Source organism: Micromonospora noduli (assembly GCF_003264475.1).
Lineage (GTDB): Bacteria > Actinomycetota > Actinomycetes > Mycobacteriales > Micromonosporaceae > Micromonospora > Micromonospora noduli.
Genome location: NZ_PYAC01000043.1, coordinates 284,898 through 297,467, shown reverse-complemented (window position 1 = coordinate 297,467; position 12,570 = coordinate 284,898). Strand labels below are relative to the sequence as shown.

Annotated in this window: 12 protein-coding genes; 6 read left to right on the top strand and 6 right to left on the bottom strand. The window is 71.3% G+C overall.

The genetic code is table 11. The features are described from left to right. Nucleotides 1-61: 61 nt before the first annotated feature. On the bottom strand, nt 62-1,009 hold the full coding sequence (locus tag MED15_RS32935) for an ion transporter (RefSeq protein ID WP_112737870.1): 948 nt from the start codon (nt 1,007-1,009) through the stop codon (nt 62-64). A 220-nt stretch (nt 1,010-1,229) separates the two neighbouring features. On the opposite strand from MED15_RS32935, the gene MED15_RS32930 reads away from it, so the two are divergent. Next, nucleotides 1,230-1,916 (top strand): TetR/AcrR family transcriptional regulator, encoded by a 687-nt coding sequence (locus tag MED15_RS32930; RefSeq protein ID WP_112737868.1) that lies wholly within the window; start codon nt 1,230-1,232, stop codon nt 1,914-1,916. Nucleotides 1,917-2,008: 92 nt separating this feature from the next. Here MED15_RS32930 and MED15_RS32925 read toward each other — a convergent pair whose 3' ends face one another. Further along, entirely contained in the window at nt 2,009-2,473 is a 465-nt protein-coding gene (locus MED15_RS32925) for a GNAT family N-acetyltransferase (RefSeq protein ID WP_208646763.1), read from the bottom strand. A 177-nt stretch (nt 2,474-2,650) separates the two neighbouring features. Continuing rightward, nucleotides 2,651-3,508 carry an SDR family oxidoreductase gene (locus MED15_RS32920; RefSeq protein WP_112737866.1) on the bottom strand — a complete coding sequence of 286 codons (858 nt, stop codon included), beginning with the start codon at nt 3,506-3,508 and terminating at the stop codon, nt 2,651-2,653. Nucleotides 3,509-3,604: 96 nt separating this feature from the next. On the opposite strand from MED15_RS32920, the gene MED15_RS32915 reads away from it, so the two are divergent. Further along, a complete protein-coding gene (locus tag MED15_RS32915; RefSeq protein ID WP_196924914.1) occupies nt 3,605-4,000 on the top strand; it encodes a winged helix-turn-helix transcriptional regulator in 396 nt (131 codons plus the stop codon). On the opposite strand, the gene MED15_RS32910 is transcribed toward MED15_RS32915, so the two are convergent. After that, nucleotides 3,997-4,953, bottom strand: coding sequence for a DMT family transporter (locus MED15_RS32910; RefSeq protein ID WP_112697707.1), 957 nt, complete (start codon nt 4,951-4,953; stop codon nt 3,997-3,999). The genes MED15_RS32915 and MED15_RS32910 overlap by 4 nt on opposite strands. Here MED15_RS32910 and MED15_RS32905 point away from each other — a divergent pair. Further along, a complete protein-coding gene (locus MED15_RS32905) occupies nt 4,952-6,340 on the top strand; it encodes an aminotransferase-like domain-containing protein (RefSeq protein ID WP_112737864.1) in 1,389 nt (462 codons plus the stop codon). The genes MED15_RS32910 and MED15_RS32905 overlap by 2 nt on opposite strands. Before the next feature lie 42 nt (nt 6,341-6,382). Here MED15_RS32905 and MED15_RS32900 read toward each other — a convergent pair whose 3' ends face one another. Beyond that, on the bottom strand, nt 6,383-7,345 hold the full coding sequence (locus MED15_RS32900) for an AraC family transcriptional regulator (RefSeq protein WP_112602537.1): 963 nt from the start codon (nt 7,343-7,345) through the stop codon (nt 6,383-6,385). Between the two features lie 421 nt (nt 7,346-7,766). Between MED15_RS32900 and MED15_RS34430 the strand changes: the two genes are divergently transcribed. Next, nucleotides 7,767-8,429, top strand: coding sequence for a hypothetical protein (locus MED15_RS34430; protein ID WP_244220659.1), 663 nt, complete (start codon nt 7,767-7,769; stop codon nt 8,427-8,429). A 234-nt stretch (nt 8,430-8,663) separates the two neighbouring features. Continuing rightward, nucleotides 8,664-10,175, top strand: coding sequence for a CehA/McbA family metallohydrolase domain-containing protein (locus tag MED15_RS32890; RefSeq protein WP_112589753.1), 1,512 nt, complete (start codon nt 8,664-8,666; stop codon nt 10,173-10,175). A 91-nt stretch (nt 10,176-10,266) separates the two neighbouring features. On the opposite strand, the gene MED15_RS32885 is transcribed toward MED15_RS32890, so the two are convergent. Next, nucleotides 10,267-10,869: a MarR family winged helix-turn-helix transcriptional regulator gene (locus MED15_RS32885; protein WP_112602536.1), complete on the bottom strand. Its 603-nt coding sequence runs from the start codon at nt 10,867-10,869 to the stop codon at nt 10,267-10,269. A 113-nt stretch (nt 10,870-10,982) separates the two neighbouring features. On the opposite strand from MED15_RS32885, the gene MED15_RS32880 reads away from it, so the two are divergent. Continuing rightward, entirely contained in the window at nt 10,983-12,560 is a 1,578-nt protein-coding gene (locus MED15_RS32880; RefSeq protein ID WP_112737862.1) for an LLM class flavin-dependent oxidoreductase, read from the top strand. Nucleotides 12,561-12,570: the final 10 nt, after the last annotated feature.

The window sequence follows — 12,570 nt, the reverse complement described above, 5'->3', positions numbered from 1 at the left end:
GCAGGCCGATGGGACCGCCGTCGACACTATCCGAACCCGAAGACGCAGCGCGAGCGTCGGATCACCGTCTGGCGCGGGCGTTGTCCCGGTGGGGTCGGCCGTGCCCGTCGTCCCGGTCAATGCGCAGCTCGCGCTCCAACTCGGTGATGACCGCCCGCAGGTCGTCCAGCCGTTGGGTGAGCGCGATCCGGTCCACCTCGTCCGGTACGCCGTCGCCGTCCTCGTCGTACCCGGGAGCCAGCCGCTCGGTCATCTCCAACCGGCGGGCCTCCTCCATGGAGTTCACGATGACCGCGATGAGGATGTTGAGCAGCAGGTTGACGGTGATGACCACGTAGCTGACGTAGTAGAGCAGCGTCCATGGTGAGATCGCCATGCCCTGCTCGATGAGGTCCGGCAGCGTCTCCAGCGACAACAGCACGAACAGCGTCAGCAGCGATCGGCCGATGTCGCCGTACTCCTCCGGATACCTGTTGCCGAAGATCAGCCAGCCGGCCATGCCGTACACGTAGAGCGTCACCACGGCCAGGGCGAGGAACCCGGTGACGCCCGGCAGGCTGCGCCACAGCGCGGAGACGATGGTCCGCAGACCCGGTGAGAACCGGACCAGGCGGACCAGGCGGGCGACCCGGACGACCCGCAGCAGCGCCGGGTCGCCGTGCAGGCCCGGGATGAAGATCGCCGCGATCACCACGAAGTCGAAGACGTTCCAGCCGTGCCGGAAGAAGTCCTGTGGGCGCCTGCCGTAGGCGGCCAGCCGGACGGCGATCTCGACGACGAAGACGGCCCGGAAGAACAGCTCCAGCGCGTGCAGCGCGGTGCCGGCCGGGCTCAGATCGTCGTACGTCTCCAGGCCGAGAACGATGCCGTTGGCGAGGATGACCACGACGATGGCGACCTCGAAGGGCCGCGACCGGGCGAGCCGGTCGCAACGGTCGGTCCAACCCGAGCGGTGCGGCGGCGGTGTGGACGGACCACCCCGCTGGGCGGGCGCGGGTGCGTCACTCACCAGTCGGCCGGCTCGATGGGGCGCGCCGGGGCCGGGGCCCACCTCTGGCCGTCGTCGTGGCGGTGCGGCTGGTGTGCGGGCATGCCCACCAGCCTAGCCAAGATCAACGACGCTGCGCGACCACGCCGTCCGTGCAGCGTGACTCGTTCGCTGCGCGTCGGCGCCATCCGTGCGGCGACGACACAAATCGCGAACGGCGTTTCCGGTTTACAGTGGATCAGTGAGTCACACAGCCCCGAGCGGCCCCGACCGGCAGCCGATCTGGAGCAGGCCCGAGCGCGGCAGCCGCGGCCCCGCTCCGGCGCACAGCCGGGACGCCATCGTCGCGGCCGCCATCACCCTGGCCGACACCGAAGGGCTGACCGCGGTGTCGATGCGCGCCGTGGCCGCCGCGCTCGGCACCGGCGCCGGTTCCCTCTACCGCTACCTGTCGTCCCGCGACGACCTGCTGGACCTGATGACCGACCGGGCCGTGGGGGAGCTGCGCCCGTACCCGCAGGTGGAGGGCGACTGGTTGGAGACGATGGTGCTGCTGGGGCGCCGGCAGTTGGCGCTGTTCGGTGCCCACCCGTGGCTGCTCGACGTGATCCACCGGCCCTCCGGCATCGGCCCGCAGAGCCTGGCCTGGTTCGACAACTGCATCCGGATCCTGGAACCCGTGCGCTGCCCCGTCGCCGCCAAGTTCGAGACCATCGCGATGATGACCGGCGTGGTGAGCCTCTTCGCCCGCCGCGAGTCCGCCGCCGGGGCGTTCAGCTTCGCCGGAGTGGACCTCGCGGCGTACCCGCACCTGGTCGCGGCGTTCAGTCAACCCTCCGGACCGGCACCCCGGGCGGACCTCGTCGAACGGACCCTGCGCAGTCTGCTGACCGGCCTGCTGCTCGGGGATTCGACCGAGGCGGGCTGACCGCCTCCGGCGTACCGGTGGAGTCTGCCGTTCTTCGAACGCCGCCTTGTCGGCGGCGGAAGCGGGACGCGGGAACGCCCGCACCCGGGGGGTCAGGTCGCGGTGGTGAGATATCGGCGGTAGCCGTGAGCGGACTGCGCGAACCCGATGGACGCGTAGAACCGGTGGGCGTCGACACGCGCGGCGTTCGACACCAGTTGGACCTTGTAGCAACCGGCCGCCGTCGCCTCGTCGAGCGCCGCCAGCATGAGGGCCCGGGCGACGCCCCGACGGCGCCAGCCGGGCGCGACCACCACGTTCTCCACCACCATGTACGGTCGCGCGCCATGGGTGAGGTTGGGGGCGACGAGGGTGTCCAGGGTGCCCACGAAGGTGTCCCCGGCGACGGCCAGCAGGAGGCGGCGGCCGGCTTGGGCGTGCAGGTCGCGCCAGGCGGTGGCGAGCCGAGCGGTGTCCGGCCGTGCGTCGTCGGGAGCGAGTTGCCACAGCACGTCGAAGACCAGCTCGGGGTCGTCCTGCGCCACGGCGGCGCGGACGACGAAGTCGCCGCCGCTCACCGGGCCGACGCCGCAGTGTCCAGGTCGGACCGCATTGCGTGCCGACATGGTGACCCGACGGGCCGGGAGAGCTGCTCATCGACGTGCCTCACCATGCCGTCGAGGATACGTGTGGGGTTCAGCGCGTGGCGGGCGACGGCGGCTGGGCCCCGCCGCCCGCTTCGGCGATGAACCCGGTCAGGCCCGCGCGGCCCGGATGGCGTCGCGCAGCGGGGTGCTCGGCCGGCCGAGCAACCGGCTGAGGTCGTCGCTGTCGGTTGCCAGCTCGCCATTGGCGATCGAGTGGTCGAGCGCGGCGACGAAGCCGGCGGTGCCCGCGTCCAGGCCGACGTTCTCCAGGGCCGAGGCCAGCTCGGCGGCGGACATGTCCTGGTGGACGACGGTGGTGCCGGTCACCTCGGTGACGGCCTCGGCCAGCTCGTCGAAGGTGAACGCGGTGCCGCCCAGTTCGTAGACGGCGTTGCCGTCCTCCTCCCGGGTCAGCGCGGCCACGGCCGCCCCCGCGTAGTCGGCCCGGGTCGCCGCGGAGATCTTGCTGCCGCCGGTGGCGCCGAGGATCGTGCCGGACCCCAGGTACTGCGGGAGCTGGTCGGTGTAGTTCTCGGTGTACCAGCTGTTGCGCAGAACGGTGCAGGTCAGACCGGACGCGGCGAGGACCTCCTCGGTGGCCTTGTGCTCCGGGGCGAGCGGGTTCGCTGTGGTGTCGGCCCTCAGGATGCTGGTGTAGACGAGACGCTCCACCCCGGCCAGCTTGGCGGCGTCGATGACCGCGGTGTGCTGCGCGACGCGCTGACCGGGAGTGTCGCCGGAGATGAGCAGCAGGCGGCGTACGCCGGCCACGGCACCGGGCAGCGTCGACGGGTCGTCGTAGCTGGCCTTACGGATCTCGACTCCGCGTGCGGCCAGGTCGGCGGCCTTCTCCGGGCTGCGGACGATGGCGGCGATCTCGGCGGCGGGTACGCCGCTGTCGAGCAACTGCTCGATCACCAGGCGGCCCAGCCGGCCGGTGGCGCCGGTGACGGCATAGGTGGGCATGGGAACCTCCGGAGGGTGGGAACAGATAAGTAAGCACTTACGAATCTACAGCACTAACCGATAGGCAGCGTGAGATAGGCTGGTGAGGTGAGCGACATGCCGGCCCAGGACCCGGCGGGGCCTACCCAGGAATTCGTCAGCGATGTCTTCGCGCGGGGTTGCACCTCCCGTGCGGCCTTCGAGGACGTCACCTCGAAGTGGGCCTCGCTGGCCCTGTTGGCGCTCGGCGAGGGCCGCTACCGGTTCAACGCGCTGCGTCGCCGCATCGACGGGGTCAGCGAGCGGATGCTCTCCCAGACCCTGCAGACCCTCGAACGCGACGGAATGCTCACCCGCGAGGTGCTCACCGCGATCCCACCGCGCGTCGAATACTCGCTGACACCGCTCGGCGCCCGGGTCGCCGAGCAACTGCGTGGCCTCGCCGATCTGCTGGAGGCCTCGGTGCCCGAGTTGCAGACCGCCCGCGACAGCCGCGAGCGCGACCGGGGCTAGGACGCTCCCGCGCCGGCTTCGCGTCGCGCCACGACCGTCCGTGGGCTCTGGCGGATGCGCTGGCTCGCCACGACGCATCCCAGCACCACCAGCGCCGCCGCGATCGAGGCGGGGGAGACCACCTCGCCGAGCAGCAGCGCGGACCACCCCAGGGTCAGCACCGGCTGGGCGAGTTGGACCTGGCCCACCTGCGCTATGCCGCCCCGGGCCAGGCCCGCGTACCAGGCGAAGAAGCCCAGGAACATCGAGACCCCGGTGAGATAGCCGAACGCCGACCAGCCGAGAGCGTCGGCCCGGGGCGGACTGGCGGCGGCGGCAACGGCCGTGATGGGAACGGTGATGGGCAGCGCGAGCAGCAACGCCCAGCAGATCGTCCGAGCGCCGCCCAACTCGCGGGCGAGCGCGCCGCCCTCGGCGTAGCCAAGGCCGCAGAGCACGACCGCTGCGAGCAGGAACAGGTCGGGCAGGGTGAGGGCCCCGCCTACCGCGCCGCTGGCGCCAAGAAAGGCGAGCACCGCCAGCAGTCCGCCGGCGCTCACGATCCAGAACAGCGGCGGCGGGCGTTCGCCGGCCCGCAGCACCGCGAACACGGCCGTCATCGCGGGCAGCGCGGCGATGACGACAGCGCTGTGCGCGGAGGTCTGGGTGAGAAGCGCCATCGAGGTGAACAGGGGAAAGCCGACGATGACTCCGAGGGCGACGATCGGCAGCCGTTGCCACTGACCGCGGGTAGGCCGCGGTGCGCCGGTGACACGCAGGTACGCCCATGCCAGCAGCCCCGCGCCGACAGCCCGGCCGAAGGCGACGAACCAGGGGTCGAGTTGCTGCACGACGATGCGGGTGGCGGGAAGCGACAGGCTGAAGCCGAGCACGCCCAGGGCGCCGAGGCCGAGCCCGAAGATCCGATCCGCTGTTACCGTGGTTCTGGCAGTAGCGCTACTCTTGTCCCTCATGGAAAACGGTAACGCAGCTCAGCGCGTTATCCAAGATCTGCGGAGTCTCGCGGCCGCCGCCGGTCCCGGTGCGCGGCTGCCCTCGGTACGCGAGCTGACCGCCCGACATCAGGCCTCGCCGGTCACCGTCGCCGAGGCGATCCGTCAGTTGGCGGCCGAGGGGCTGATCGAGGCGCGACCCGGCCGAGGCACCTTTGTGGCCACTCCTCCGGACGAGCCGGGCGTACCCGACCTGTCCTGGCAGACCGTCGCGCTCGGGCCCCGCCGGTTCGGTCAGGATGAGATGCAGGCGCTGTTGGCGCTGACGCCCGCCGGAACGATCCCGCTGTCCGGTGGCTACCTCCACGCGGACCTACAGCCTGCGGCTGCGCTCGGCGCCGCCCTCACCCGAGCCGCCCGCCAGCCCGCGAGCTGGCAGCGTGGGCCCATCGAGGGTCGCGCGGACCTGCGCGCCTGGTTCGCCCGCGAGGCCGGGGCGGGGCTGCACGCCGAGGACATGGTGATCTGCCCCGGTGGGCAGGCCGCCCTGTCGTCGGCGTTGCGGGCGCTCACCACGCCCGGCGACGCCCTGCTCGTCGAGTCGCCGACCTACCTGGGTGCGTTGGCCGCCGCCCGCGCGGCCGGACTGCGGGTGGTGCCCGTGCCGGCTGACGCCGACGGGGTACGGCCCGACCAACTCGCCGCCGCGTTCGCCCCCACCGGCGCCCGGCTCTTCTACTGCCAGCCCTTGTACGCCAACCCGCACGGCGCGACGCTGGCGGAGCACCGTCGGGCGCAGGTCGCCGAGGCCGTACGCGACGCCGGGGCGTTCCTGATCGAGGACGACTACGCCCGTGACCTCACCATCGACGATCCGGCTCCGCCACCACTGGCCAGCGATGATCCCGACGGTCACGTCATCTACCTGCGTTCGCTGACCAAGTCGACCGCCCCCGGGCTGCGCGTCGCCGCCATCGGAGCCCGTGGCCCGGCCGGGGCGCGACTGCGCGCCGCCCGGCTGCTCGACGACTTCTTCGTCGCCGGACCACTGCAACAGGCGGCGATCGACTTCCTCACCTCTCCGGCGTGGTCGCGGCATCGCCGGGCACTGCGCACAGCCCTCCGGACGCGCCGTGACGCGTTGCTGACCGCACTACGCCGGCATCTGCCAAGCCTTGCTCCACAGTCGATCCCACGCGGCGGCATGCACCTCTGGGTGCGCCTCGCCGACGGCACCGACGACGCGGCACTGGCCGCTGCCGCGGCGGCCGAAGGCGTCGCCGTCCTTCCGGGCCGGCCCTGGTACGCGGCCGAACCCCCGGCCCCGCACCTACGCCTCACCTACGCGGCAGCCGCACCCGAACTCATGGACGAGGCCGTTCGACGCCTCGCCCGCGTCCTCCGTTGAACACTGGGCACGCCCGGCTGGGTGGCGTCGTGCGGGCGGGTCTCAGGTGTTCAGCGTCTCGCGTGGCGGCACACCGAAGCTGGCGTGGTATCGCGCGGTGAACCTGCTGTGGCTGGCGAATCCCCACCGACTGGCGATCGCCGAGACCGTCTCCTGTCTCGGATCGGCGCGTACCAGGTCGTGGTGTGCCCGGACGAGCCGGATCCGACGCAGGTAGGCCATCGGGGTGGTGCCGAGGTGACGGCGGAAGGCGAGTTGCACGGCCCGGAGGGAGACGCCGGCGGCGCCGGCGATGTCGGCAGCGCTGATGTCCCGGTCGGCGTGCTCCTCCAGAAACGTGATCGCCCGTCGCAGCGTGGCGGTGGTGGCGTCGTTCCGGTCCGCGGCGGTCGGTTCGGTGAACGCGGTGTTGGGGAAGACCGCGAGCGCCGCCGCGGCCAGCATCCGGGCGGCGTTGCCGATCACGAGCGACTGTGCCCCGGCGGCCGGGCTGTTCAACACGACGTCGCGGACGAAGCTGGTGGTGTTGCGCCACTGCTGGGCGAGGGCAGTGCTGGCGGCGCTCAGCTCGGTGAACTCGATCCGACCCGGCCGACGGGCCGGCGCGGTGGTGGCCACCTGCGCCAGCACCGACAGGTCCAGTACGCAGAGCTCCACCTCGCCGGGATGCCAGTGAACGGTGCACGGCTCCTCCGGCCTGGTGACGAGGAAGACGTCGCCGGGGCCGAACCGGTGGGCCGATCCGGCGCAGGAACGATCGCCGTGCGCGGTGCGGTTGTGAGCGATGACCAGCCCGCCGAGGGTACTGGCATCGATCTCGAGGTGCCCGGTCTGGCGGGTGGTCGCGATGGCGAAGGGGCCGGCGTCGACGCGGTGGTGGGTGAGCCGGTATCCGTTCCTGCTCTGAATACGCAGTTTCGGGTCGTACGTGGCGGACAGGAATTCCTGGATCGTCGCCGGATCACGGCTGTCGAACTCGTGGGTCTGCACTGGCGATGACGTCATCCGCTGTCTCCGTCCGGTGGAGGTGCCGCCGGGTGCTGGAACGGGTGCCGACGGCAGGTTCGGGACGTGCCGGGGTGCTCGGCGGTGACCCGGCACATCGTTGGCCGGCGGTGCGGTGGGATGGAACGTCGCGAGCGGGACGGCAGCGACCGGTTGAGCGTGTCGGATCTGGTCTGACCATTAAGCGACTGAGACGCAATATCTGTAGATGGGAATGTCACCATACGACAATCACCGACGCGCCGTCCTGCGAATCACTGTGCTGTGTCGGCAGCTCGACTTCGTTTTCCGGCTAGCGCGCCAAATGGTTCTACGTCTGCTGTCCTAGCCACCCTCGTGGCCGACAGCGAAATCTTGTTCATGATTCGTCGGAGGACGACCCGGGTCACTGCCGGGAGGCCGACCCACGGAGGGGGAAGCGTTGGACAGTACCGATCCTGACCGCGTCGTTCGGCTGGCCGTCGCCGAGGCGCTGGCCCGGGTGGCGGACGAGGACAGCCTGGGTCTGGGCGAGGGAGACGCGCTGGAGAGGCTCGGGCGTGGGCTCCGTGAGGTGCTGCGCCGCGCACTCGACGACCGGGTGCCAGTGACCACACCCGAGTTCGTCGACCTCTGCCGCGACCTGGGTCTGCACCGTGACGCCTTCGACCTGCTGGGGCACTATCTGATGACCGCTTTGCTGACCCAGCACGTCGGACCGGACGCCCTGATCCGCGTCGGGGTGCTCTTCGGCACCGTCGGGCGCTACCTGCCCGGTGCCCGTCCGGTGGCCCACCACAACGAAAGTCCCGCGGCACGGCGACGCGACGTGCGCTCGGACAACAGCGTCGTCGGTCGGTACCGCCGGACCAAGCTGCCGGAGCACCTCCCCAACCCGCCGAGCTGGACCTGCACCGGATGCGGCCGAGAGTGGCCCTGCGCCACCAAGCAGAGCCAACTGCTCGCCGAGTTCGGTGGCGCGCGCGCCTCCCTCGCGGTCTATCTCGGTTCCTGCCTCGTCGCCGCCGCTGAGGACCTGCCCACGTTGCCGCTGCCCCGGGTCCGGCTCCGATTCCTGGGCTGGCTGCCGCGCGCCCGGATCTGACCGGGCCGTCGACGGGCACCGGTCGTCCGGTGCCCTGAACCGGACAGCTCGCTGCCGATGCCGCCTGGACACTGCGCGAGCACGGGGTGACCCGCTGCTGCCCGACCCGGCGTCGCCCGCAGGTCGGGGCAGGGTGTTCATCGTGCGCACCCGCTGCGTACGGCGGTTGTTCACCGCCTTCTCCGAGGCTCCTTGATCGAAAGAGCATTCGCTTGATCGAGGAGAGGCTCTCAGGTGAGAGACAAGCATCCCGAAGAGACCGAGCACGCGCAGCTGTCCCGGCGCAAGCTGGTCAAGTACGCGGGCGTCGGCGCGACGCTGGCCGCGGCCAGCCCACTGGTCGGGGCCGGCGCGGCCTGGGCCGACGAGGACCGCCGGCCGGGTGACGACGACAAGACCGACCGGGGCAACTCCAAGAACCGGGCGTGGCGTGCGGGCGACCACCACATCCACTCCGAGTACAGCGGCGAGTTCGACACCACGAAGTCCCCGATCGTCTTCCACAAGGGCGCGGACGCGGTCTACCCGATCGTCACCAACGCCATCATGGCGAAGAACTTCGGCCTGACCTGGGCGATGTGCACCGACCACGGTGGACCGACCCACTCGAAGGTGAACATCGAGCAGGCGTACCCCGACCTGCTGCGGTCGCGCAAGCTGGTCCCCGAGGTGCTCCAGTTCTGGGGCATGGAGTTCGACGCGCCCTCGCTGGACCACCACACGCTGATGATCCCGCGCCACGAGGACGAGGCGAAGCAGCTCTTCGAGCTGGAGAGCCGGTTCGCCAAGTACGACGCGTTCCCCACCGACCCGGCCCGCGACACCGAGGCCAAGATGGTGGAGTTCCTCAAGGTCGCCCGGGGCATGCCACACAAGCCGCTGGTGATCGCCCACCACGCGTCCCGTTCGGCGCCGGGTCTCGGCGTCTACGGCCAGGACACCCCGCGAGAGTTCCGCAACGGCAACAACGCCGCGCCGGACGTCTACATCGGCTTCGAGGGCGCGCCCGGTCACCAGGCCGGCCCGCTCAACGGTGGCAAGCGGGGCGGCTACGGCAACCACCCCACCTACGGCGGCTTCGACCAGATGACCGCCCGGGTCGGCGGCCTGTGGGACTCACTGCTCGGCGAGGGCCGGCGCTGGTGGATCACCGCGACCTCGGACTCGCACGTGCACTGGACCCGGGGCGGCTCCGACTTCTGGCCGGGCGAGTACAGCAAGACCTACGTGCATGCCCGCCAGGACTACGGCGACATCATGGACGGCCTGCGCAACGGCCGGATCTGGGTCACCACCGGTGACCTGATCCGCAGCCTCGACGTCACCGCCACGTCCCAGGGCAGGACCGCCGAGGTGGGCGAGACGATCACGGTGAGCCGTCGTAGCCGTACCGATGTCGAGATCGAGATCACCTTCCGCCCGCTGGGTGGGGTGAACGCGAACGGCGACCGGCCCGAGGTCCGCAGGGTCGACCTGATCGTCGGCCAGATCACCGGCCCGAGCGCCAGCCTGGACGCCGACACCAACCCCACCACGAAGGTGGCGGCGCGGTTCGGCCCGCGGGACTGGCGTCGGCAGGGCGACAGCTACGTCATCCGGCACACCTTGCGCAATGTCGAGGCGGACACCTACGCGCGGGTGCGTGGCACCAGCACCGACGAGGCCGAGCCGCTCGCCGACGGGCTGGAGAGCCCGTGGGACGACCTGTGGTTCTACTCGAACCCGGTCTTCGTGCACGTGCGCTGACCGGGCGCGGTAGCGACATCGCGGGCCTGTCCGGCACCGCTCGACGGACGACGTCGGGCGGTACGGGCGGGCCCGCCCCGCTGCATCCAGGTCAGTCGGGCCTGCTGCGGCGGGCTCGGGGGGTGGCGGTTCGCCCGCTCCGCACCGTCGCGGCGCCGGTCCGGCGGGCAGCGGGCGCCGCCGTCGCCGAATCGGCCTGCACCTGTGTCACCACCTCGCAGAGGTCGCGCAACGGGTCCACCGCCTGGGCCGAGCAGGCGACCTTCTGAAGCAGTGAGCGCAATGTCGCCGACTCGGCTGAAGTGAGCGCCCCCAGCAGGTGCGACTCGACCTGCCGCAGTGCCAACCGCCGCTGCTCCCAGGCAGCACGGCCGGCGTCGGTGACCTCGACCAGCCGGTTGCGTCGGTCGGCCGGGTCCGCGCGCCGGGCGACGAACCCGGGCCGCTCCAGGTCGTCGATCAGGTACGTGAGGACGGTGCGGTCGATGCCGATCTCCTCGGCGATCGCGCCCTGGTTTCGGGCCGGCCCGTTGCTGGCCGCGGTGAGCAGTTGGTAGCCGCGCGGGCCACCGGGGAAGTCGGCGAGCGCGTGCTCGGCCGCCCGGACGTAGCCGCGGAAGACGATCCCGAGCATCCAGCCCAGGTCGTCGTCGAGCGGATCGGGCCGGTCCGGCCGGTGAGTGGCACCCGTCATGCCCCGACAATAGCGCAGTGACGCAGACCTTGTTGGCAGAAGATGTTCTGTGTGGCATAAGGTTACGGTTGCGACGCATCGTCCGAGGCGTCGAGTTATGGGGAGGCTCGCAGATGAGCGACTACGGCCACGACCTGGTCTTCGGCTCCTTCGTCACGCCCAGCGCTGACAATCCGGGCCGTGCGGTCGGCGTCGCCGTCCTGGCCGAGCAGGTCGGGTTGGACCTGGTCACCTTTCAGGATCACCCCTACCAGCCGGCGTTTCTCGACACCTGGACGCTGCTGAGCTTCGTGGCGGCCCGCACCAACCGGGTGCACCTGGCGGCGAACGTGACGAACCTGCCACTGCGTCCGCCGGCGGTGCTCGCGCGCAGCGTGGCCAGCCTGGACCTGCTCAGCGGTGGCCGGGTCAACCTCGGCCTCGGAGCGGGGGCGTTCTGGGATGCCATCGAGGCGATGGGCGGCCGGCGGCTGACCCCCGGCCAGGGCGTTCGAGCGCTGGAGGAGGCCATCGAGGTCGTCCGTCAGCTCTGGGACGTCGAAACGCGCGGCGGAGTGCGGGTCGACGGCGAGTTCTACCGGGTCGTCGGCGCCAAGCGTGGTCCCGCTCCGGCCCACGCGGTGCCGATCTGGCTGGGTGCGTACAAGCCCCGGATGCTCCAGCTCACCGGTCGTCGGGCCGACGGTTGGCTGCCCACGCTGGGCTACCTCCAGCCCGGTGACCTGACCAAGGGCAACGCGATCATCGACGACGCCGCGCAGCAGGCCGGCCGATCCCCGCGGGACGTGCGTCGGCTGCTCAACATCGCCGGAGAGTTCTCGACCGTCGGGCGCGGCCCGCTGAACGGGCCCGCCGAGCAGTGGGCCGAGGAACTGGCCGAACTGGCACTGGAGGAGGGCGTCGGCACCTTCATCCTGGGCAGCGACGACCCCGACGACCTGCGCCGCTTCGCCGGCGAGGTGGCCCCTGCCGTCCGCGAGCTGGTCGCCGCCGAACGTGATCGGGGCGCGACTCCGGAGCGTACGCCGGAACCGGAGCCGGAGCCGGTCGTTGCGCCGCCGGTCCGGGCGAGCCGCGCCACCGCGACCGGTAGTGCGTTCGCCGTGGTGCCGACCCTGGACGACGGCGTACGGCGAAGCGAGCAGCAGGTGTGGGACGAGTCGACCCGGCCGACCGGGCCCGCGCCCGACCCGGAGCGCACCTACACCCCGCAGGAGCAGGCCACCGGCGCGCATCTCGTGCAGATCCACGACGGCCTGCGCGCCGAGCTGGCCCAGATTCACGACCTGATCGAGCAGGTGGCGGCCGGCGAGATCGACGCCGGCGCGGCGCGGTCCCACATCAACACGATGACCATGAGGCAGAACCGGTGGACCCTCGGCGTCTACTGCGAGTCGTACTGCCGCATCGTCACCACCCACCACACGATCGAGGACCAGTCGTTCTTCCCCAGATTGCGGGCACGTGACCCCCGACTCGGCCCGGTGGTCGACCGGCTGGAGCAGGAGCATCACGTCATCCACGACGTGCTGGAGGGTGTCGACCGGGCCCTGGTCGCGTACGTCGGGTCTCCGGACGGCCTCGCCGAGCTGCGGGCCGCGGTGGACCTGCTGACCGACGCCCTCCTGTCGCACCTCAGCTACGAGGAGCGGGAGCTGGTCGAGCCGTTGGCGCGGTTGGGCATCGCCTGATCAACGCGCC